Genomic DNA, 21,230 nt, shown 5'->3' with positions numbered 1-21,230 from the left:
CTACGCATGTTACCTACGGCATAAGTCAAAATCGCTCAAATGAGCATCTTGGAAGGTGATGACGCATGCGCGCCGCGATCGTGGACCGGCCCGGGGAGATCCGGGTCGGCGAGGTTCCCGATCCGAAGCCCGGGGAGCGCCAGGTCGTCGTGAAGGTGGGTGCCTGCGGGATCTGCGGCACGGACCTGCACATCGCCGACGGGCATTTCCCGCCGACTCCGTATCCCATCGTTCCCGGGCACGAGTTCTCCGGGGAGATCGTCGAACTCGGCGCGGACGTGCCCGCCGAGTGGAAGGTCGGCGACCGGGTCGCGGTCGACCCGTCGATCTACTGCGGATACTGCACCCCGTGCCGGTCCGGGCACGGCAACCTCTGCGCGAACTGGAACGCCACCGGCGACACGGTCAACGGCGCCTTCGCCGAGTACGTCGCGGTGCCCGCCGACACCTGCTACCGGATGCCCGACTCGATGACCTGGGAGCAGGGCGCGCTGGTCGAACCCGTTTCCTGCGCGGTGCACGGCGTGCGCCGGATCGGCGTGGAGGCGGGCGAACGCTTCCTCGTGGTCGGCGCGGGCACGATGGGCCTGATCATGCAGCAGCTCCTGCTCCGCGCGGGCGCGCACGTGACGATGGTCGACCGCAACGCCGCGCGGCTGCCGAGGGCGACCGATCTCGGTGCGGCGGCGGTGGCTTCCGATGTGTCCGAATTGGACGATGAACGCTTCGACGCCGCGGTGGACTGCACTGGTGCGGCACCCGCGATCGAGGCCGCGTTCAACGCGCTTCACCGCGGTGGCCGGTTGCTCGTGTTCGGCGTCGCCCCGGCTGAGGCTCGGATTTCGCTTTCGCCGTTCCGCATCTACAACGACGAAATCACCGTCGTCGGTTCGATGGCCGTGCTGAACAGCTACGGCAACGCGCTCGACCTCGTCGCGAACGGCTACATCGACACCGAAACGCTGATCACCGACACCCTTCCGCTCGAGCAGTACCCCGAAGCGCTCGCGAAGATGCGCAGCGGATCCGGCCTCAAGATCCAGGTGCTGCCCGGAGGTGGTGGCGGTGCGTAAACTCCTGTGCCTCCTTGCCGCGACAGCGTTGTTAGTGACGGGATGCGCCGGAGCCGGGGCGCTCGGCACCGGCGGGCGGACACTGGTCGTCGCGATCGTGTCCAATCCGCAGATGAAGGACGCCATCTCGCTCAAGGGCGAGTTCGAGCAGGCCAACCCCGGGATCAAGCTCAAATTCGTCTCCCTGCCGGAAAACGAGGCGAGGGCGAAGATCACCGCGTCCACCGCCACCCAGGGCGGCGAGTTCGACGTGGTGATGATCAGCAATTACGAGGCTCCGCAATGGGCGGCCAACGGCTGGCTGGAGAACCTCGAACCGCACATGAAGGCGACGCCGGGCTACGACGAGGCCGACTTCATCCCGAGCATCCGGCAGTCGCTGTCGTATCAGAACCAGATGTACGCGGTGCCGTTCTACGGCGAATCGTCCTTTGTGGTCTATCGCAAGGACCTGTTTCAGAAGGCCGGGCTGGACATGCCGGCGCATCCGACGTGGCAGCAGATCGCCGGTTTCGCCGCGAAACTCGACGACAAGAAGGCTGGTATCGCCGGAATCTGCCTGCGCGGCAAGCCGGGTTGGGGCGAGAGCCTAGCGCCGTTCACCACGATGGCGAACACCTTTGGCGGGCAATGGTTCGACAAGGACTGGAACGCGAAGCTGACCAGCCCGGAGTTCACCCAGGCGGCGAACTTCTACGTGAACCTGCTGCGCGACCACGGCGAGGTCGGCGCCTCCAGCGCCGGGTTCACCGAATGCGGCACGAAATACGCGCAGGGCAACGCCGCGATGTGGTACGACGCCACGTCGATGACCGGCACCACGGAAGACCCGAAGACCAGCCACGTCGGCGGCAAGAACGGCTACGTCGCCGCGCCGGTGGAGAAGACGCAGGCGAGCGGCTGGCTCTACACCTGGTCGCTGGGCATTCCGAAGGTCGGCAAGAACAAGGACGACGCCTGGAAGTTCATGGCGTGGATGACGAACAAGGAGTACGCGAAGAAGGTCGGCGAGACCTACGGGTGGAACCGGGTGCCGCCGGGCACGCGCAAGTCGACCTATGAGATCCCGCAGTACAAGGAAGCCGCGAAAGCCTACGCCCAGCCCACTTTGGACGGCATCGCGGCGGCCAACCAGCAGAAGACGATGGTGAACCCGGTGCCGTACCCGGGCATCCAGTTCGTCGGGATCCCGGAGTTCCAGGACCTCGGCACCCGGGTGAGCCAGCAGCTGTCCGCCGCGATCGCCGGTCAGACCTCCGTCGCCGACGCGCTCGCGCAATCGCAGAAATACGCGGAATCCGTCGGAAAGTCCTATCAGGAGGTGCAGCGATGAGCACCCTCTCCGTCCCCGCCGGAACCGCGCCGGCGACCGCGAAGCCCGCTGCGAAGAAAGTGACCGGCTCGACCGGGAAACGGCGGCTTCCGCTGCTGCCCGCGTTGATCTTCGTGATCGCGGTGACGCAGATTCCGTTCCTGCTCACCTTGTTCTACTCGTTCCAGTCGTGGAACCTGGTGCGCCCGGGCTCGCGGCATTTCGTCGGCTTCCGCAACTACGTCGACGTCTTCACCGACACGACGTTCCTCGGCGCACTGCTGAACACGGTGGTGCTGACCGTGGTCTGCGTGTTCCTCTCGCTGCTGCTCGGACTCGGGCTCGCGGTGCTGCTCGACCGGAAGTTCTTCGGCCGCGGATTCGTCCGCACGCTGCTGATCACGCCGTTCCTGATTCTCCCGGCCGCCGGCGCGCTGCTGTGGAAGACGACGGTGTTCGACCCGAGTTTCGGGTTGCTGCACTTCGTGTTCGGCACGGACACCGACTGGCTTTCGCAGTTCCCGATGGCCGCGGTGATGGCGCAGATCATCTGGCAGTGGACGCCGTTCATGACGCTGCTGATCCTCGCCGGGCTGCAGAGCCAGTCGAAGGAGGTGCTGGAGGCGGCGTCGGTGGACGGCGCGAGCCGCTGGCGCACCTTCGTCTCGATCACGCTGCCGCACCTGTCGCGCTTCCTGCAGTTGGCCACGCTGCTCGGCGCGATCTACATCGTGAACAGCTTCGACGCGATTTTCCTGATGACACAAGGCGGTCCGGGCACGGCCAGCACGAACCTGCCGTTCTACATCTACCAGCGCGCGTTCGAGGGCTTCGACATCGGCCAGTCGTCCGCGATGGGCGTCGTGGTGGTCATCCTGACGATGATCGTCGCGACCTTCGCGCTGCGGCTGATGTTCCGCGCGTTCTCCGTGGACGGAGGAGTCAAGTGAGCACCGCAACCGCCACCGCCTCGCCCGCCGCCACCGACACCGCGCCGCCTCCGCCGCGCAAGACGAAGCGCCGCTACGGCCCGGGCACGCTGACCGTCGCGACCTGGATCATCGCGATCCTCTTCGTTTTCCCGTTGCTGTGGATGATTCTCACCGCGTTCAAACAGGAAAACGACGCCTACACCGATCCGCCGAAGCTGTTCTTCAGCCCGACGTTCGACCAAATCTCCGGCGTGCTCAACAGCGGCTTCCTGCCGTACCTGGGAAATTCGGCGTTCGTCACGGTGATTTCGACGCTGCTCGTGCTGCTGCTGGGAATCCCGGCCGCCTACGCGCTGTCGCTGGCCCCGGTGAAGGGCACGAAGAACGCGCTGGGCTTCTTCCTGTCGACCAAAATGCTGCCGATCGTCGCGGCGATCATCCCGCTGTACGTGATCTCGCAGAACACAAACCTGCTGGACACGGTGTGGGCGCTGATCATTCTGTACACCGCGATGAACCTGCCGCTGGCGATCTGGATGATGCGGTCGTTCTTCCTGGAAGTGCCCGGCGAAATGATCGAGGCGGCGCGGATCGACGGGGCGAACCTGCCGACGCTGCTGCGCAAGATCATCATGCCGGTGGTCGCGCCCGGCATCGCGGCGACCGCGCTGATCTGCGTGATCTTCTCCTGGACGGAGTTCTTCTACGCGGTCAACCTCACCGCCGCCCGGGCCGGCACGGTGCCGGTGTTCCTGGTCGGCTTCATCACCAGCGAGGGCTTGTACTGGGCCCAGTTGTCCGCCGCCGCGCTGCTGGCCTCGCTGCCGGTGATGATCGTGGGCTGGATCGCGCAGAACCACCTGGTGCGCGGGCTTTCCATGGGCGCTGTGAAGTAAGGGAGAACGCAGATGTCCGCTGAAGTGATCTACGACAAGGCGTCGCGCGTCTATCCCGGCAACCCGGGCGTCCGCGCGGTCGACCAGTTGAGCCTCGAAGTTCCGGACGGCGAATTTCTCGTGCTCGTCGGACCGTCCGGGTCGGGCAAGTCCACCGCGCTGCGGATGCTCGCCGGGCTGGAGGACGTCAACGAGGGCGCGATCCGGATCGGCGACCGCGACGTCACCGACCTGCCGCCGAAGGACCGCGACATCGCGATGGTGTTCCAGTCCTACGCGCTGTACCCGCACATGACGGTCGCCGACAACATGGGTTTCGCGTTGAAATTGCGCGGTTTCTCGGCCGCCGACATCAAGAAGCGGGTCGACGAGGCCGCCACGATGCTCGACCTGTCCCGTTTTCTCGACCGCAAGCCGAAGGCGTTGTCCGGCGGGCAGCGGCAGCGGGTCGCGATGGGCCGGGCGATCGTGCGCGAGCCGAGCGTGTTCCTGATGGACGAACCACTGTCCAATTTGGACGCGAAATTGCGCGTCGAAACCCGAGCCAACATCGCGAAACTGCAGCAACGGCTCGGCACGACGACCATCTACGTGACCCACGACCAGGTCGAGGCCATGACGATGGGCGACCGGGTGGCCGTGCTGAAGGACGGCGTGCTGCAGCAATGCGACGCGCCGCGGTCGCTGTACGAGAAACCGGCGAATTCGTTCGTGGCCGGGTTCATCGGGTCGCCGGCGATGAACCTGGCGACGCTGCCGCTGTCCGACGGTGGTGTGCAGCTAGGTGACCTGGTGGTGCCGCTGCCCACTGCGGTGCGGACAGCGGCGGCCGGGCTGTCGGAGATCGTCTTCGGGATCCGGCCGGAGTCGCTGCGCCTGGTCGGCGAGGCGGACGAGGGCTTCGAGCTGGTGGTGGAGCTGGTCGAGGAACTCGGCGCGGACGCGTACCTGCACGGCAAGGTCGGCGACGACCGGTTCGTGGTCCGGGTCGACGGACGGACGCCGCCGCGCATCGGCGACAACGTTCGGGTGGCGTTGCGCGGCGAGGGCGAGACGCACGCGTTCGACCCGAAGACAACGCTGCGGCTGGGCTGAGCGGAAGTGCCGGTGCTGGTTTCATCCGGCACCGGCACCTCGCTCTCACGGGGGAGGCGCTTCCCCCTCGCGTCCGATCCCCTCCGCCCCGTTCCAGGCGACGCTTGACGCATGTCGTTGAAGCAAGCCGAGCTGAGCAAATGGCCGGGTTACGCCGCCGCGGCCTGGGGAGTGTTGTTCGCGATCCCCAGCTTCGTCTGGGCGACCGGAAACACCTTCGGCGCAACCTCGACGGTGTCCCCGTCGCTGATCAAACTCGCGCAGGACCGGGTGCCGTGGTTTGTGGCTGTCCTGGTGATCACCGGTCTGCTCAAGGTTTTCGGTGCGGTGATCGGTGTCAGCCTGACTCAACCGCGCGGCCGGTGGCTAAGCCGCACGATGGTGTTCTGCGGCGCGGCCGCGGCGATCCTGCTGACCTGGCACGGCGGGCTGTTCGTCGTGCAGGGTGTGCTGGTCAAGACCGGAGCCGTCGCCATCGACCCCGCGCTGTCCGACCTGATCAACTGGTATCTCTACCTCTGGGGCCCGTGGTTCATCGCCGGCGGTCTCGCTTTCGCTGGGGCTGTCGCGCTGTATGTCCGGAACCGCGATGACCGGCGCACGATGACGCGTTACGGAGCAGCGGGCGCGCTGGGTGCGTTGGCTCTGTCGGTGGCCGCGGTCGCGACCGGCATTGGGTGAGTCAGCGGAGGGCTCCGGCGAGGACGGTGGCCGCCATCTGCCGCACCGCTTCCTCGCTCGGCGGCTCTCCGGTGCGATCGGCGAAGAGCAGATGGCCAGCCCCGATGAGCGTCGGAGCCAGCGTCCGCACGTCCGCGTCCGGAGCTAGCCGACCGAGATCTCGTTCCGCGGCAAGGTAATCCGCGAGCACGTTCGCCGCGTCGGTGGCCAGCGGAATCCCCGGGCCCGGTCGCGCGGCCCGGAGCCGGTGCCGCAGTTCGTCTCGGAAGGTGATCAGGGCGACGATCGACACCGCGACCGACGAGAAGACTTCGGTGAGCACTTCGGCCACTGTCTCGACCAGGTCGCCGGTTCCGGGCCGCAGGTCGTCCGCGCGGGCTTCGAGGCGATGGATCCGGTCGAGCACCAGCGCGGCGAGGAAAGCGTCGAAATCCTCGAAATGCCGGTGGAGCACGCCCTTCGCGCAATCCGCTTCGGCGGTGACCGCGCGGCTGGTGAGGCCGCTCGGGCCCTCGCGCAGCAAAACCCTTTCCGCGGCGTCGAAAAGCTGGGCGCGGACGTCGCGGAGATGGATTCCGGTGGGCACCTCGAAGGTCCTCCTAGCCATAGTGGGCGCTTGCCCACTATGGTGGGCACATGCCCACTTTACCCCGTCCCGAACCGCATCAGCACCGGACCATGGCGGAGTCGTTCGGCGTCGATCCCGAGCGCTACGACCGGGCCCGCCCGCGTTACCCGGACGAACTGGTGACCGCCGTCCTCGAAGCCAGCCCGGGGAACGAAATTCTCAACGTCGGCTGCGGAACCGGCATCGAGGGGCGGCAATTTCGCGCCCGCGACGCCGTGGTGCTCGGCGTGGAGCCGGACGCGCGGATGGCGGAGTTCGCCCGGCGCGGTTTCCCGGTCCAGGTCGCGAAATTCGAGGATTGGGACCCGGCGGGGCGGATGTTCGACGCCCTCGTGTCCGGGCAGGCGTGGCACTGGGTCGACCCGGTCGCGGGAGCCGCGAAGGCCGCGCGAGTGCTCCGTCCGGGCGGCCGGTTCGCCGCGTTCTGGCACGTTTTCATGCCGCCGGAAGAAATTTCGCACGCGCTGGCGGACGCGTTGCGCCGGGCGATGCCGGATTCGCCGTTCAGCGGCAACTACCTGAAGAGCCCCAGCCCCGACGCCTATCAGCCGATGCTCGACAAAGCCGCGGCCGGGTTGGCCGAGACCGGCGATTTCGCCGAGGCCGAGTTCCGGCGCTACGACTGGACGCAGGACTACAGCCGCGACGAGTGGCTGGATTTGCTCGCCACCCAGGGCGGCGTCACTGTGGCGACGCCGGAGCAGCGCGACCAGGTGCTAGCCGAGGTCGCCGCCGCGATCGACGCGCGCGGCGGCCACCTGACGACGAATTACTCGACCGCCGAGGTGACCGCCGTGCGTCTCGCGTCGTGAGGGTCACTCCTCCAGCGAAAGCGCTTGGCTCGGGCAGATGTTCACGGCCTCGCGCGCCTTCTCGATCAGTTCGCCGTCCGGAGTGTCGTTGAGGACGATGACCGTGCCGTCGTCCTCGCTCTGGTCGAACAGCGCGGGCTCGGTGAGCACGCACTGGCCGGCGCCGACGCACTTGCCGGTGTCCGCGATGATCTTCATGATGGCCTCTTCCTGGCTTGTGGTGGGAGCACTCTGATCTCTACCAGGTCACCGGCAACTGGTACAGGCCAAAGATCGTGGCGTCCTTCTTCACCGGCAGCTCGGCGGCCGGGAGCGTGCACGTGAGCGTCGGGATGCGGCGGAAGAGCGTGTCGAACACGATCTGCAGCTCCATCCGCGCGAGGTTCTGCCCGAGGCACTGGTGCGGCCCGAACCCGAACGCGACGTGGTGGCGCGCGCCGCGTTCGAGATCGAGCTTCTCCGGGCTCTCGAACACCTCCGGGTCCCAGTTCGCGGCGTAGCCCAGCACGAGCACGCCCTCGCCCGCCTTGATGGTGACGCCGCCGATCTCCACGTCCTCGGTCGCGACCCGCGCGGTCGCGCCTTCGACAATCGTGAAGTAGCGCAACAGTTCCTCGACCGCGAGGAGTGTCTTGCCCGGGTCGGCCTCGATCGTCGCGCGCTGCCCGGGGTTCTCCAGCAGCCCGACGGTGCCGAGCGAAATCATGTTCGCGGTGGTCTCGTGCCCGGCGACCAGCAGCAGGAAGGCCAGTCCGATCATCGCGTCGTGGTCGTAATTGCCTTCCGCGCGGCGCTTGACGATCTGCCTGCCGAGCAGGTCGTCGGTCGGGTCCTTCTCCTTCGCCGCGACGAGACCGCTGAGGTATCCGCGCAGTTCCTCGGACGCCTTCTTGCGATCCTCGATGCTGGTGCTGCGGCGGATGAGCGCCATGGTGCGCTCTTGGAAGTAGTCGTGATCGCCGTACGGGACGCCGAGCAGTTCGCAGATCACCAGCGACGGCACCGGCAGCGACAGCTTTTCCACCAGGTCCGCCGGTTTCGGCCCGGCGAGCAACTCGTCGATCAGGCCGTCGACGATCTCCTGGATCCGCGGCCGCATCGCCTCGACCCGCTTCACGGTGAACTCGCCGAGCACCTCCCGGCGGGCCTCGCCGTGCTCGGGCGCGTCCATCCCGATCATGGCTTTCTGCTTGGAGTTGGTGAGGATCGCGGCCCCGCCCTCGGCCAGGAACGGGAAATTGGGCAGGAACCGGTCGGAGGAGAACCGGCGGTCGCCGAGGATCTGCCGGGCTTCCTCGTGCCGCGCGGCGACCCAGGCCTGCTTGCCGCCAGGGATCTGCACGCGGTGGAGCGCGCTTTCCTCGCGCATCCGGACGTACTGCTCCGGCTGGGCGAACGGACAGGTGCGGGCGACCGGCATGCTGAGTTCTTCAGTGGCAGTCATCGTTTCCCCTTCACCAGGTCACCGGGAGGCAGTACAGCCCGAAGACGCCGGAGTCGTGTTTGAACGGCAACTGGTCGACCGGCGCGGCGAGGCGCAGCGTCGGGATGCGGCGGAAGAGCGTGTCGAACACGATCTGCAGTTCCATCCGCGCGAGGTTCTGGCCGAGGCATTGGTGCGCGCCGAAGCCGAACGCGACGTGGTGCCTGCCGCCGCGGGTGATGTCGAGCCGCTCGGGCTCGGGGAAGACGTCGGGGTCGAAGTTCGCCGCGTAGCTCAGGCCGAGCACGCCTTCTCCGGCCTTGATGGTAACGCCCGCGATGTCGACGTCCTCGAGCGCGACGCGAGTGGTGGCGAATTCCGCGATGGTGAAGTAGCGCAGCAATTCCTCGACGGCGTCGAGGGTTTTGCCCGGATCCTCCTTGATCGCGGCGAGCGCCTCCGGGTTCTCCAGCAAGGCGACGGTGCCGAGCGAAATCATGTTCGCGGTGGTCTCGTGCCCGGCGATGAGCAGCAGGAACGCCATCGACACGAGGTCGTCGTGGTCGTAGGTGCCCTCCTCGCGCTTCTTCGCGATCTGGCGGCTGAGCAGATCGTCCGCCGGTGCGGTTTCCTTCGCAGACACCAGGTCGGACAGATAGTTCTGCATCGCTTCGACCGATTTGCCGCGCTCCTCGACGCCGGTTTCCCGGTTGAGGAGCCGCGAGCTGTGCTTCTGGAAGAAGTCGTGGTCGGAGTACGGGACGCCGAGCTGCTCGCAGATCACCAGCGATGGCACCGGAAGCGAGAGCGCCGACACCAGGTCGGCGGGCTGGTCGCCGGCCAGCATCGCGTCGAGGTGCTGATCCACGATCTCCTGGATGCGCGGCTGCAACGCCTTCATCCGCTTGACGGTGAACTCGCCGACGACGCTGCGCCGCGCCGGGCCGTGTTCCGGCGCGTCCATCGCGATCAGCGACGGGCGCAGCTTCGGACGGCGCTGCTGGCCGTCCTTGAACAGGACCGGGAAGCCGGGGTTGAAGCGGTCCGAACTGAACCGCGGGTCGTTCAGCATCGCCCGCAGGTCCTCGTGCCGGTTCAGCACCCAGGCGCGCTGACCGGTGTGTTCGAGCTCGACGTAGTGCGCGCGAGCGTCGCGGAAACGGTCGTAGTCCGGCGGCGGCGCGAACGGGCACGTCCGTTTCATGGGGAAAGCGGCCTGCTCCGGCCGGGTGCGGCTGGGCTGGGCGACTTCGGTCATCTGAACCCCCTGTGGTGGGTTTGCCCCGTTACGGAATGAATGTGGAAGATTACATTCCGGTTCAGTGCCCAAGGTACCGAAGTGGAGGATCGCCGTCCACTAGCAACGGGGTGACAATTGCTGTCCCGCCCGGCTTGCGGGCACGTTTGCGCAGTTGGCCGGGCATGCGAGAATGCGCGCCAACCGGAAGAGGGAAGGCCGGGTTATGAGTGCAGACCCCGAGACGCCGCTGCGGGCGGACGCGCAACGCAACCGCGACCAGATCATCGCCGCCGCTCGCGTCATCTTCGCCAGCCACGGTCCCGAGGTCCCGATGGAGGAGATCGCGCGCGCGGCGGGCGTCGGCGTGGGCACCCTCTACCGGCGCTTCCCGGACCGCGACGCGCTCATCCGCGCGGTGGCGGTGGACAACTTCGCGGGCGTGCTGGACAACGCCAAGCGGCTGTCGGTGGAGGCGCCGTCCGCGTGGGAAGCGTTGGTGCAGTTGCTCTACCACGGCGCGGAACTGCAGCTGTCGATGCAATTGGCGATGCTTTCGCAGCGGGCGCACGAAATTCTCAAGGACGATCCCGAGGTGGCCCACCTGCGCGAAGCGGTGTTGCTCGAGGTCGACGACCTGGTGGTCCGGGCGCAGGCCGAGGGGGCGCTGCGCAAGGACGTGGGCGCGGGCGACGTCGCGGTGCTGTTCGCGCGCATCGTGCGGCAGCTGCCCGCGCACCGGCTGAAGACGCCGGAACTGGCGACCGCCCGCAGCATCGCGATCATGATCGACGGCCTGCGCGCGGGTCCGGTCACCCCGTTGCCGGGGCGGCCGCTCGGCAAAGACGACTTGATCTGACCCTTTCTTCGGACGCGGCGGGCCGTCCGGGGTTGCTCCGATAGGGGTGATCACACAACGGGCCATCGGGAACCGGGCGGGGACGTCTTATCTCGTGAAAGCCGGTGCGGAGCCGCCGGAAAACGCGAGAGGGGACGAGATCATGAAGAACATCCGCCGTATTGCCATCGCCGTCGCTGTCGCCGGGGGCGCTGCCGCGGCCTTCGCCGGGACGGCCGCCGCTACGACCGCGAGCCCGGACTCTTCGGCGCTTCCGTGCACGGCGAACCAGTTCAGCGCCAAGCTCGTCTACGGCGGGGCCGGCGCGGGCCAGCGCCAGGCGGCGCTGCAGTTCACCGCGAACGAGGGCGAGCGGTGCGTCCTGTCCGGCCGGGCCGACGTCAACCTGGTCGGCGCGCACGACGTCCTGGTCAACAACGAGGCGCCGGCCGACGCGCCGCCGGTGCTGATCGCGAACGGTTCGTCGGCGTACGCGCCGCTGCACTGGACCGCGATCGGGTCCGACGACGAGCAGCAGACGCCGAACGCGGTGACCATGACCGCTCCGGCCGACTCCAACCCGCACGGGGACCCGATCGACCCGAACGTGACCGTGGACTGGACCTTCGGCGCGGTGGACGCCAGCGCGGACAGCCACACCATCGACGTCGGCGCGCTGACCGCCGGCGAAGCGCCTGCGGCGTAAAGGATTATTGGGCTTGGCTGGGCGGTGCTGCGCGGGTGAGGGAATCGAGGACCCGCAGCAGCACCGCCCTGGCGGCGTCGCCTTCGGCCGCGACTGTCCACAGTAGATCCGCGACCTCGTGGTACGGGTCGGCGTCGCTCGCGATGTGCTCGCCCTCCGGGGTTTCGACCATCGCGACGTCGTCGACCACCCAGAAGTCCGCGGTGACCGGGTAGGGCAGGACGACGTCCGCGGGGATGATGCCGAAGCGGATGTTCGGGGTGCCGAGCAGTGCGAGCAGCTTGTGCACCTGCGCGATCATCACCTCGTGCGGCGCGTTCGGATAGCGCAGCGCGGCCTCGGAGGTGAGCAGTTCGATGGTCCGGCCGGGTTCGTAGAGGATCTGCTGGCGCTGCATCCGGGCCCGGACCGCCTCGGTGATGTCCTGTCCGCCGCCGTGGATCCGGGCGTGGGCGAGCAGCGTATGCCGTGCGTACTCTGGAGTTTGCAGTAATCCGGAGACAATTCGGAGGTCGACCGCGCGAATTCGTAGCGCGCGGGCCTCTCTGGCAATGGATTCCTCTTGTCTGGCGCGATGTCCGTCCCGGACTTTGTCTTTCCAGCTGGCGTGCGCGTCGCGGACCCCGACGAGTTGCTCCCGCAGCTGTTCGGCCAGCTCAGGCGGCCCGCCCACGGCGGCGATCCAGGCGTCGAGGTCGTCGTCGCCGACGGTCTGCCTGCCGTTTTCGATTTTGCTGACCTTGGGCGCGTTCCAGCCGATGGCCTTGGCGAAATCCTTTCCGGTCTCGTAGCCCGCGTCGACCCGGAGCCGGCGCAGGCGGTCGCCAAGCTCTGCCCGGCGTTTCTCGAAACTGGTAGGCACTCGCCCTCGCTATCGCATGCGGAATTCCTCGAACCCGATGGCATCTTCCCACACCTGGGGTCGAGTTTCGAGAAATCCTGGGCGGCTAGTGCGTCTGAATCGCCGAGATGCCCTTGCCTTGCCTGCGCCGGTCGTCGTGCTCAGCCTTCCTGCGGGAAGAACTTGAGCAGGCCGACGGGGATTTCGACGGCCGTCTCGGTGTCCGGCAGGCCGCGTTCGCGCAGTTGCCGCAGCGCGTGGGCGTCGGTGACCCGGTACCCCTGGACGACGTACGTGCCGCGGTTGGTGCGATAAGCGTTGGGGCAGTTGCCGCCCGCGCTGGTGGTTCCGAGGAACTCGAGGGCGAGTGCTTCTTCGGGCTGAGCGGGATGCAGGGTCATGCGGAGTCCTCCTGACATGCTGACAGCGCCTGTGCCGGACACGGGGCGTCGAAATTTCCCCAATGGCACATGTTGGCAGAGAATTTCGCGAAAGGATAGAGGGTTGGCGCGAAATGTTGCCGCCGGATGGGTCCGCGCTCAGCCGAGTTCGGCGAGCGTCAGCGTCAGCGCGTCGACGAGATGGGCGCGGGTGCCGGAGTAGACGTTGATCTGCAGCCCGCCGGCGCCGTCGGGACTGACGAAACTCAGCACGCGCCCGCGTCCGGTGAGATCGATCGCGGACAGCGGAGTGCTGTGCGTCCGGCTTCCGTCCGGCCCGCGGACGGCGACGTGCATCAGGTGCACCGCGTCGCGCCGGGCCCGCATCAGGTGCCGCAATTCGTCCGCGCTGGCCGACGATTCAGCGAGGGGGTCGGCGGAGGCGCTGTCGTAGTAGTCCTTGGGCACCTTGAGCGGCCGGAGTTTCGCGGGATCGCAGCAGGGCAGGAGATCGACCAGACTGCCGCCGATGTCGCGCGGAGAAACAGGTTCGAGCTGCACGGACCGGTTGTCCGTCACGAGCCGCACCGCCTCCCGCCCCGCCGCCGCGACGAGAATCGCCCCGTTGTCCCCGCGCCGGTTGCCGAAATCGCTCCAGGAGTACACCTCGCGCCGCGCTTCGGCGAGCAGTTCGAGAGTGTCGCGCAGCCGCGGGCTGGGCGCGCCGCTCGCCGCGAGCCCGAACCTCGAGAGGAGGCCGTACGACTGGACGCGGAGCTTCTCGGAGAACTCGTCCGTCATGAACATCGGCGCGTGCTCGACCACGACGGGCGGGTCGCCGAGTTTCTCGTGGCTCCACACGGCGAGAAATGCCAACCGCGGCATCCGGACCGGTCTCTCGAGGATCGGCATCTCGGCGGGCCTCCTTAGCCGCCGATGGTCGGAGGCGTCGGAGGCAGTCCGGTGCGGGGGTCGACGGTGCGTTCGCCGTCGTCGTCGGTGAGGGAGAAGGCGGAGTCGGTGTCCAGGCCGTATTTGCGGCGGTGTTCTTGGGGGTCTTCGGTTTTGTCTTTGTCGCGGGGCGGGGTTGTTCCGGCCATGCCTGGGGTGCCTCGGGATCCGGGGGCGCCGGTTATGCCGCGCGGTGTGTTGCCTGGGGCGCGTGGTTCTTCTCCTGCGCCGGTCCCTCTGCCGATGCCTGGCCGGGGCGGGCCGTCCGTTCGGCTGCGGGGGATGCCGGTGCGGTTGCTTTCCCCTCCAGCGGTTCCGCCGGTACGGCCGCCGACGTTGCCCGCGGTCCCGCGTCCGCCTTGCGTGGGAATCCCGACTGGCCCAGGCGACCACGCGTTGCTGTCGCTTCCGGATGTTCCGGATGTTCCGGTGAGAGGTGCGGCAGTCGGCGGAATCCCGGGGGTCGATGGATCCGGCGTCCATCCGGAGGCCGTCGTCTGATCGCCGGTTCTCGACGGCGGTGCCGTGCTCGGTCCGGATTTTTCGGCGGGCACTTGCGTTATGCCGGGCCCCGGCGGCGGCGCCGACACTCCGCTCACCGGTGGCGCGGAGGCCGGGGGAGGAGCGTCCGGCGGCTGTCCTGAGTGTCGGGGCTGGGGGAAATGCGGCGCTTTCTCGGGCCCTTGCCGCGGCTTCGGCTTGGCGTCCATTGTGGTGCTCCGGCCGCCGAAGTCGTCGAGCCGCCCGTAGTCGGTTTGCAGCTGCTGGCTGCCGGCGCGGGCGTGCTGGACGTAAGCCTGGTAGCGGTCGAGGTTCTGCTGGGCCACCGCGTTGTACTGGTTGATCTCCTTCTCCGCGTCGGTCTCCCAAGGGGCAGCCCGATCGAGAAAGGTCAAGTGCGGCGGTTGGCCGGGCATCGGCTGCAGGGAGGTTTTCATGGCATCGAACCCGTGCGCGACGTCGGACAGATTGGCCCCGTTGGTGGTGTAGATCGCCGCGGACACGGACGCGATCTCCGTCAAGGCGCGAATCCGGGTCTGCGCAGCATCGGCGGCTCGGCCGGTCCACGCGGATTCCAGCCCGGTGCTCATGCGGGCGACCAAGTCGCTGGCCTCGTGATGCTGGCTGCCGAGCTGAACGGCTTGCCCGGCGCCCTCGTGCCAGGCAGCGGTTCCCGGCCCGGCGAGCACCTTCTCGGCCAGTTCAGGCGCGGACATGGCTTGGGCGCCGGTGTCGCCGCGGAGGGCGACGGAGTAGAACTTGCCGAGATCGTCGATGTGCTCGCCGACCCAGTGGCCGACGTCCTCGATCATTTCCAGGAAACCCATCACGAACCCGCTCGCTGCCGAAGATTCGCGATGACCATGTCGGCGACCTTGGTCGTCAGCTCGCACGGGTCGGCTTTTCCGGCTTTGCCGTTGCCGAGGTTCAGCGCGGCATCGACGGTGTAGTCGTCCGCGATGCCCACGCTGACGTCGCAGGAATCGTCAAAGCCAATACCGGTGTAGGACGAGAACGCGACTGCGGGGAATCCCTGGATCGAGGGAATCGGCCGCCAGGTGGTCGTCTTGGGTTTGGTGTTCTGGTAGACCGAGCTCAGGCCCTGGTGGGTGCGGATGTCGTAGAAAACATTCAACCCGGCACCGGATTCTGGATGGTCCCACCGGCAGGCTGGCCCGGTGGCGGGGAGGTTTTCGGATTTGGGCGGATCGGTGGCGCCCAGGATTTCCTTGAGTTGCCCGGCGGTCAGCGAGTTGCGGCAGGGGTCGCCGGACAACACCGACGGCGGCAGCGGCCGATCCACCTTCGGCGCTCCCGCGTAGGGCAGGGAAGCCGCGGCCGGCGACGGTGCCGAGGAAGCGGGAATCGCGGGAGCGTTGCCTCCTGAGCAGCCCGCGGCGGTGACGACCGCGCCGCCGATGACGAGCAGCCAGGCTGGTGATGGGCGGTTCATCCGGCGAACCCCGTCGGGTCACCGGCCGCTTTCACCTCAGCGGCCGCGGTTTCGTCGGAACTTTCCGTGATCTCGAGCGCTTGCTCTAGCTTCCGGACAAGCTCGTTCGCGTAGCCGCGCATGAGGTCGACGTTCGCCAGGCCTGCCCTGAACGCGCCCTCCTGGGAGCCATCGCCGGTCAAGCGCCTGTTGTAGTCGTTGCTCGCTGGCTCGTCCGCGGGCGGAGTCAGCCTGGCCAAGTACATCGCGTGGTTACGCATTCCGCCGAACTGCTTGCGCGCCTGCCTGGCGAGGTTGAGCATGCTGCGGGCGTCGTCGCGGCTCATGGTGAAGCCGGGGCCGGGCGATGCTCCGGTGCCGTCGGTGATGGTGAAGTCCGGCAACCAGTTTTTCCCTGCGTTCGCGGCAGGCTGGTCCATGTCCTCGCCCTCCCCAAGACACGATGGACATTTCGCGCAACGGTCGGTTCGGTGCCTCGCGGCGCTATTCACCGTAACCGATGGGGCACGATAAGTCGTGGGGGTCGAACGGACTCTCAGGAAATCGGCGAGAGTGTGGAGAAATTGCGCGAATTTGAATGTTAATGGAGGGCGTGACCGCGGAAATATCCGGGTGAAAAAGCGGTGCTGCGGCTTGCGGGGCGCAAGGCGGCTCATCGTACATCCTTCCTGATTGGCCGCCCAACCTAGGCACGAAAACGTGTTTGCCGCAGGGTTTGTCTTGCCGGAAAGACAATGCCCCCCGTTCCGGGGGTTAGCCGGAACGGAGGGCAGGGGTGAATCGGGGAGTCAGACCCCCATGGGGTGCCAGACAGTCTTTGCTTCCAGGTACCGCCGAAGGCGGGACAGGTCTGGCTCCGCGGTCCAGTCCGGTTCGGTGTCAGGGACGGACAGGACTCGCTTCACCGTCCCGGCGGCTTCCTGTGCCAGGGTGACGCGGTCGGCGGGGGTGGCTCCGGTCGGGTCGAGGGCGTTGACGTCTCCGTGGGAGGCCAGCCAGGGGCCCAGTTCCGCGGCTCGCCCGGTGAGGATGTTGGCGGTGCCGCCGGGGACGTCGGAGGTGGCCAGGACCTCGGACAGGGTGATGGCGGGCAGCGGGCGGTCCGCGCTGGAGACCAGGACTGCCGTCGAGCCGGTGGCCAGGACGGGAGCCAGGACCGTCACCAGGCCGAGCAGCGAGGACTCTTGCGGTGCCAGGACCCCGACGACCCCGGTGGGTTCTGGGGTGGTGAAGGAGAAGTACGGGCCGGCTACCGGGTTGGCGGCGCCAAGGACCGACGCGATCTTGTCCGTCCAGCCCGCGTACCAGACCCAGCGGTCGATGGCTGCGTCCACAATGGACTCGGCCTTCTTCGCGGCGACGCCTTCGCAGGCGGCCACCTCGGCGGCGAACTGGGCGCGGCGGCCTTCCATGACCTCGGCTACCCGGTAGAGAACCTGGCCGCGGTTGTATGCAGTTGCCGACGACCAACCCGGGAACGCCTTGCGGGCGGCGGACACCGCGTCGCGCAGATCCTTGCGCGACGCGTGGGCCGCGTTGGCCAGGAAGGCGCCCTTGGAATCGGTGACGGGGTAGACCCGGCCTGATTCCGAGCGCGGGAATTTCCCGCCGAGATAGAGTTTGTAGGTTTTCGCCACCGAAATCCGGTCAGACATTGAGGTAGGCCTCCAAACCGGTGCGTCCGCCTTCGCGGCCGAAACCGGACTCCTGGTAGCCGCCGAACGGGGCGGCCGGGTCGAAGCGATTGAACGTGTTGGCCCAGACGACGCCTGCCCGGAGCTGGTTCGCCATCCACAGAATCCGCGAACCCTTCTCGGTCCAGATGCCCGCGGACAGCCCGTACGGCGTGTTGTTCGCCTTCGCCACGGCCTCTTCCGGGGTGCGGAAGGTGAGGACCGACAGCACGGGGCCGAAGATCTCCTCGCGCGCGATCCGCATCGACTGGTGGACTTCGGAGAACACCGTCGGAGCGAAGAAGAACCCGCGGTCGGGCACCGGGCACGGACTGGTCCAGCGCTGCGCGCCTTCCGCGTCGCCGGATTCGACCAGGCCGCGGATTTTCGCCAGCTGCTCGGCCGAGTTGATGGCGCCGAGGTCGGTGTTCTTGTCCAGCGGGTCGCCGAGCCGCAGCGTCGAAACCCGGTAGCGGAGTTTCTCCAGCACCTCTTCGGCGACCGATTCCTGCACCAGCAGCCGCGAACCCGCGCAGCAGACGTGACCCTGGTTGAAGAAGATGCCGTTGACGATCCCCTCCACCGCCTGGTCCAGCGGGGCGTCGTCGAACACCACGTTCGCCGCCTTGCCGCCGAGTTCCAGGGTCAGCTTCTTGCGGGTGCCCGCGACGGTGCGCTGGATCAGCTTGCCGACCTCGGTGGAGCCGGTGAACGCGATCTTGTCGACGTCCGGATGCTCCACAATGGACGCTCCGATGTCGCCAGCGCCCGGCAGGATGTTCACCACGCCCGGCGGCAGCTCCGCCTGCTGGCAGATCTCGGCGAACACCAGCGCGCTCAGCGGGGTGGTCTCGGCGGGCTTGAGCACCACGGTGTTGCCGGTGGCCAGCGCGGGCGCGATCTTCCACGCCAGCATCAGCAGCGGGAAGTTCCACGGGATCACCTGGCCCGCGACGCCGAGCGGCTTCGGGTCCGGGCCGTAGCCCGCGTAGCCGAGCTTGTCCGCCCAGCCCGCGTGGTAGAAGAAATGCGCGGCCGCGGTGGGCACGTCGGAATCGCGCGATTCCTTGATCGGCTTCCCGTTGTCCAGCGTCTCCAGCACCGCCAGCTCGCGCGAGCGTTCCTGGATCAGCCGCGCGATGCGGAACAGGTACTTCGCCCGTTCCGTGCCCGGCATTTTCGACCAGACCGACGTGTACGCCTTGCGCGCGGCCTTCACCGCGGTGTCCACATCGGACGCCGAGGCGGTGCCGACCTCGGCGAGGATCTCCTCGGTGGCCGGGTTGACCGTCTTGAGCGGCTCACCGGAGCCGTCGACGAATTCGCCGTTGATGAACGGCTTGTAATGCTCTTTCAGATTGGCCAGAGCGCGCGATTCCGGCGCGGGCGCGTATTCGAAGATGCCCATGTCAGTCCACCGTCACGTAGTCAGGGCCGCTGTAGTGGCCGTCCACCTGGGTGCGCCGCTGCAGCAGCAGGTCGTTGAGCAGGCTCGACGCGCCGAACCGGAACAGCTCCGGCGTGAGCCACTGCTCGCCCGCGACCTCGTGCACGGCGACGAGGTACTTGATCGCGTCCTTCGTCGTCCGGATCCCGCCCGCGGGCTTGACGCCGCGCAGTTCGCCGGTGCGCTCGTGCCAGTCGTGCACCGCCTGCAGCATCACGTGCGTGACCGGCAGCGTCGCGGCGGGCGACACCTTGCCGGTGGACGTCTTGATGAAGTCGCCGCCGGCCAGCAGCGCGAGCCAGGACGCGCGGCGCACGTTGTCGTACGTCGCCAGCTCGCCCGTTTCGAGGATCACCTTCAGATGCGCCGAACCGCAGGCGGCCTTGACCGCGCGGATCTCGTCGAACACCTCCAGATAGCGGCCTTCGAGGAAGGCTCCGCGGTCGATCACCATGTCGACCTCGTCCGCGCCGGCTTCGACGGCCATCCGGGTGTCGGCCAGCTTCACCTCGCGGCTCGTGCGGCCCGCCGGGAAGCCGGTGGCGACGCTCGCCACCCGCACCCCGCTACCCGCGAGCGCTTCGACGGCCGTCTCCACCAGGTCCGGGTACACGCACACGGCCGCGACCCGCGGGCAGTCCTGCCGCTCGGGGTCCGGCCGCATCGCCTTGGCGGCGAGGCCGCGGACCTTGCCGCGCGTGTCGGCTCCCTCGAGCGTGGTCAGGTCGACCATCGACACCGCGGTGTCGATCGCCCACCGCTTGGCTTCCTTCTTGATGCTCCGGGTCGCGAGCCCCGCCGCGCGCTGCTCGACGCCGACCTGGTCGACACCGGGCAGCCCGTGCAGGAACCGCCGCAGGCTCGCTTCGTCGCGAGTGACGTCCGTCAGCGGCGACGGGGTTTCCGGCGCCGCTGCCGGGCTGGTGGTAGCTGTCATACCGCTGAGTGTAGGTGCGCGACAGCAGGCGCCGGAGCGCTCACCGGAATCTGTGGACAGCTGGTCACGGGCTCGCGGTTGTCCACAGCCGCGGGCAGGCGGCGGCGGTTTTTGTCGGTGCCGTGTGCAGCCGGGTTCAGGACTCGATCTGCGGCGCGTTCACGTCCTTGGCCGGCTTGCGGTAAACCACGACGCCGCCCCAGAAGCCGATGCCGTTGATCGTCACGGTCGGGGCGGTCGGCGGCGCCGGCGGCGCGCCGGACTTGTCCTCCAGCATGAACGCGCCCATGAAGCCGATGCCGGTGACGTTCACGTTGATGTCGTCGGGCACGGTGATCTCGATCCCGCCCATGATCGCGACGGCGGTGATCGTGGAGGACTTCTCCGCGAACCGGGCGCTGCGCAGGTCGATCTCGGCACCGCCCCAGAACGCGAAAGTCGTGTGCTGCTGCGGCAGGACCCAACTGCCCTTGCGCACGGCCCCGGACATCACGCCGATCGACACGGCCGAGCCGGGATGCCCGCCGACGCGGCTGTCCGGCAGCCCGAGCGCGCGCGAGGGGGCGGGCTGCAGCGAGGCCGAAGCGGCGGTGGCGACCGCGGCGCTGCCGGGCAGGTCCGCGGTCACCGGTTTCAGGTCGGCGAACGTTTTCGCGGAGTAGACGCTGGAAAGCCGCTCTTCGAGTTCGTTGATCGTGATGCGGCCTTCGGACAGCGCCTGGTGCAGTACCTGCGCGACCTGCTCCCGATCGGCGTCCGACACGCGCATCTGGTCCGGGCCCGGCGTGGCTGGGTCTTCACTCACCTGGGGCAGCCTAGCCCTGTCGGGTCTGGCTTGGGTCCGTCGAACGGTGGATAGGGGGATCATGGCGTGATGGATTCTGCGTTGGTGGGGACTTTGGTGCTTCCTGATGGGGCACGGGTGCGGGCTCGGGGGTTGGGGAAGCCGAAGCCGGAGGGGCCGGAGCCGGAGTTTGGGTTGTATTTGGGGTCGCGGCGGATGCGGGTTAAGTACGACTCGTCGTTGGGGTGGGAGCGGCGGTGGGTGCTGTGGCCGGACTTTCTGTTGCCGAGGGATCGGGAGGGGGCTCGGCGGGAGATTTTGGGGTTGCATGCGCGGGCGGTTGCGGGGGAGGCGGTGGAGGTGGCTTGTCTTGGTGGGGTTGGGCGTAGTGGGACTGTGTTGGCTTGTTTGGTGACGTTGGGTGGGGTGGGGGCTCGGGAGGCTGTGGAGTGGGTTCGGGCGGAGCATCATCCGCGGGCGGTTGAGACGCCTTGGCAGCGGCGGTGGGTTCGGTGGTTTGCTGAGTCTCGGTAGGGGGTTCGGCTCGTCGCCTGGCGGCGACATTGCGCACGGGCGTGCGTGGGGCACCCCGAAGCTTGATTGTGCTGACGGTCTGGGGGTGCTTGTCAA

At 67.9% G+C, this 21,230-nt stretch carries 24 protein-coding genes; 10 read left to right on the top strand and 14 right to left on the bottom strand.

Annotated elements, in window-relative coordinates; genetic code table 11:
• Window positions 1-65: 65 nt before the first annotated feature.
• The 6 genes from ACFXI3_RS36570 (at window position 66) to ACFXI3_RS36545 (ending at window position 5,989) form a co-directional block, all read left to right on the top strand.
• The gene (locus ACFXI3_RS36570) at window positions 66-1,073 is read left to right on the top strand and encodes a zinc-dependent alcohol dehydrogenase family protein (RefSeq protein ID WP_378405867.1); all 1,008 of its coding nucleotides are present in this window, start codon (window positions 66-68) and stop codon (window positions 1,071-1,073) included.
• Complete coding sequence (locus ACFXI3_RS36565; protein WP_377926152.1) at window positions 1,066-2,406, top strand: ABC transporter substrate-binding protein; 1,341 nt, start codon at window positions 1,066-1,068, stop codon at window positions 2,404-2,406. Before ACFXI3_RS36570 ends, ACFXI3_RS36565 begins: the two co-directional genes overlap by 8 nt.
• Complete coding sequence (locus ACFXI3_RS36560; protein WP_344270655.1) at window positions 2,403-3,335, top strand: sugar ABC transporter permease; 933 nt, start codon at window positions 2,403-2,405, stop codon at window positions 3,333-3,335. Before ACFXI3_RS36565 ends, ACFXI3_RS36560 begins: the two co-directional genes overlap by 4 nt.
• Window positions 3,336-3,424: 89 nt before the next feature.
• Complete coding sequence (locus tag ACFXI3_RS36555) at window positions 3,425-4,213, top strand: carbohydrate ABC transporter permease (RefSeq protein WP_344270755.1); 789 nt, start codon at window positions 3,425-3,427, stop codon at window positions 4,211-4,213.
• Window positions 4,214-4,225: 12 nt separating this feature from the next.
• Window positions 4,226-5,308 (top strand): ABC transporter ATP-binding protein, encoded by a 1,083-nt coding sequence (locus ACFXI3_RS36550; RefSeq protein ID WP_378405865.1) that lies wholly within the window; start codon window positions 4,226-4,228, stop codon window positions 5,306-5,308.
• Window positions 5,309-5,419: 111 nt separating this feature from the next.
• A complete protein-coding gene (locus tag ACFXI3_RS36545; RefSeq protein ID WP_378405863.1) occupies window positions 5,420-5,989 on the top strand; it encodes a DUF3995 domain-containing protein in 570 nt (189 codons plus the stop codon).
• 1 nt (window position 5,990) lies between these two features.
• Here ACFXI3_RS36545 and ACFXI3_RS36540 read toward each other — a convergent pair whose 3' ends face one another.
• On the bottom strand, window positions 5,991-6,575 hold the full coding sequence (locus tag ACFXI3_RS36540) for a TetR family transcriptional regulator (RefSeq protein WP_378405861.1): 585 nt from the start codon (window positions 6,573-6,575) through the stop codon (window positions 5,991-5,993).
• A 50-nt stretch (window positions 6,576-6,625) separates the two neighbouring features.
• Here ACFXI3_RS36540 and ACFXI3_RS36535 point away from each other — a divergent pair, with 50 nt between their 5' ends.
• The gene (locus ACFXI3_RS36535; protein ID WP_378405859.1) at window positions 6,626-7,429 is read left to right on the top strand and encodes a class I SAM-dependent methyltransferase; all 804 of its coding nucleotides are present in this window, start codon (window positions 6,626-6,628) and stop codon (window positions 7,427-7,429) included.
• 3 nt (window positions 7,430-7,432) lie between these two features.
• Here the strand turns inward: ACFXI3_RS36535 and ACFXI3_RS36530 are convergent, their stop codons facing one another.
• From ACFXI3_RS36530 to ACFXI3_RS36520, 3 genes are read right to left on the bottom strand one after another with little or no spacing between them, the layout of a single operon-like run.
• Entirely contained in the window at window positions 7,433-7,627 is a 195-nt protein-coding gene (locus ACFXI3_RS36530) for a ferredoxin (RefSeq protein WP_116201635.1), read from the bottom strand.
• A 40-nt stretch (window positions 7,628-7,667) separates the two neighbouring features.
• On the bottom strand, window positions 7,668-8,873 hold the full coding sequence (locus tag ACFXI3_RS36525) for a cytochrome P450 (RefSeq protein ID WP_378405857.1): 1,206 nt from the start codon (window positions 8,871-8,873) through the stop codon (window positions 7,668-7,670).
• Between the two features lie 10 nt (window positions 8,874-8,883).
• Window positions 8,884-10,110, bottom strand: coding sequence for a cytochrome P450 (locus ACFXI3_RS36520; protein WP_344270675.1), 1,227 nt, complete (start codon window positions 10,108-10,110; stop codon window positions 8,884-8,886).
• 205 nt (window positions 10,111-10,315) lie between these two features.
• Here ACFXI3_RS36520 and ACFXI3_RS36515 point away from each other — a divergent pair, with 205 nt between their 5' ends.
• Both ACFXI3_RS36515 and ACFXI3_RS36510 read left to right on the top strand, forming a co-directional pair.
• Window positions 10,316-10,948, top strand: a complete 633-nt coding sequence (locus tag ACFXI3_RS36515; RefSeq protein ID WP_344270676.1) for a helix-turn-helix domain-containing protein — start codon at window positions 10,316-10,318, stop codon at window positions 10,946-10,948.
• Window positions 10,949-10,994: 46 nt separating this feature from the next.
• Entirely contained in the window at window positions 10,995-11,633 is a 639-nt protein-coding gene (locus ACFXI3_RS36510; RefSeq protein WP_378405855.1) for a DUF4232 domain-containing protein, read from the top strand.
• A 4-nt stretch (window positions 11,634-11,637) separates the two neighbouring features.
• Here the strand turns inward: ACFXI3_RS36510 and ACFXI3_RS36505 are convergent, their stop codons facing one another.
• From ACFXI3_RS36505 to ACFXI3_RS36460, 10 genes are all read right to left on the bottom strand, one after another.
• Complete coding sequence (locus ACFXI3_RS36505) at window positions 11,638-12,495, bottom strand: helix-turn-helix transcriptional regulator (protein WP_344270681.1); 858 nt, start codon at window positions 12,493-12,495, stop codon at window positions 11,638-11,640.
• 140 nt (window positions 12,496-12,635) lie between these two features.
• Window positions 12,636-12,875: a hypothetical protein gene (locus tag ACFXI3_RS36500; RefSeq protein WP_344270684.1), complete on the bottom strand. Its 240-nt coding sequence runs from the start codon at window positions 12,873-12,875 to the stop codon at window positions 12,636-12,638.
• Window positions 12,876-13,013: 138 nt separating this feature from the next.
• The gene (locus tag ACFXI3_RS36495; protein ID WP_378405853.1) at window positions 13,014-13,766 is read right to left on the bottom strand and encodes an ESX secretion-associated protein EspG; all 753 of its coding nucleotides are present in this window, start codon (window positions 13,764-13,766) and stop codon (window positions 13,014-13,016) included.
• A gap of 14 nt (window positions 13,767-13,780) precedes the next feature.
• On the bottom strand, window positions 13,781-15,133 hold the full coding sequence (locus ACFXI3_RS36490; protein ID WP_378405852.1) for a hypothetical protein: 1,353 nt from the start codon (window positions 15,131-15,133) through the stop codon (window positions 13,781-13,783).
• On the bottom strand, window positions 15,133-15,759 hold the full coding sequence (locus ACFXI3_RS36485) for a DUF3558 domain-containing protein (RefSeq protein ID WP_378405850.1): 627 nt from the start codon (window positions 15,757-15,759) through the stop codon (window positions 15,133-15,135). The genes ACFXI3_RS36490 and ACFXI3_RS36485 overlap by 1 nt, the downstream gene beginning before the upstream one ends.
• A complete protein-coding gene (locus ACFXI3_RS36480; protein ID WP_378405848.1) occupies window positions 15,756-16,178 on the bottom strand; it encodes a hypothetical protein in 423 nt (140 codons plus the stop codon). Before ACFXI3_RS36480 ends, ACFXI3_RS36485 begins: the two co-directional genes overlap by 4 nt.
• A gap of 369 nt (window positions 16,179-16,547) precedes the next feature.
• Window positions 16,548-17,414: an aldehyde dehydrogenase family protein gene (locus ACFXI3_RS36475; protein WP_378405846.1), complete on the bottom strand. Its 867-nt coding sequence runs from the start codon at window positions 17,412-17,414 to the stop codon at window positions 16,548-16,550.
• Window positions 17,407-18,840 (bottom strand): aldehyde dehydrogenase family protein, encoded by a 1,434-nt coding sequence (locus tag ACFXI3_RS36470; protein ID WP_344270702.1) that lies wholly within the window; start codon window positions 18,838-18,840, stop codon window positions 17,407-17,409. Before ACFXI3_RS36470 ends, ACFXI3_RS36475 begins: the two co-directional genes overlap by 8 nt.
• 1 nt (window position 18,841) lies before the next feature.
• Window positions 18,842-19,816, bottom strand: coding sequence for a deoxyribose-phosphate aldolase (gene deoC, locus ACFXI3_RS36465; RefSeq protein ID WP_378405844.1), 975 nt, complete (start codon window positions 19,814-19,816; stop codon window positions 18,842-18,844).
• A gap of 136 nt (window positions 19,817-19,952) precedes the next feature.
• On the bottom strand, window positions 19,953-20,585 hold the full coding sequence (locus tag ACFXI3_RS36460) for a DUF1707 domain-containing protein (protein ID WP_344270758.1): 633 nt from the start codon (window positions 20,583-20,585) through the stop codon (window positions 19,953-19,955).
• A gap of 105 nt (window positions 20,586-20,690) precedes the next feature.
• Here ACFXI3_RS36460 and ACFXI3_RS36455 point away from each other — a divergent pair, with 105 nt between their 5' ends.
• Window positions 20,691-21,134 (top strand): protein tyrosine phosphatase, encoded by a 444-nt coding sequence (locus ACFXI3_RS36455; protein ID WP_378405842.1) that lies wholly within the window; start codon window positions 20,691-20,693, stop codon window positions 21,132-21,134.
• The last annotated feature ends 96 nt before the right edge of the window (window positions 21,135-21,230 follow it).

The organism is Amycolatopsis sp. NPDC059235 (assembly GCF_042754125.1).
GTDB lineage: Bacteria > Actinomycetota > Actinomycetes > Mycobacteriales > Pseudonocardiaceae > Amycolatopsis > Amycolatopsis albidoflava.
The sequence above is the reverse complement of the archived record's forward strand: the minus strand, read 5'-3'. Positions and strand labels throughout refer to the sequence as shown.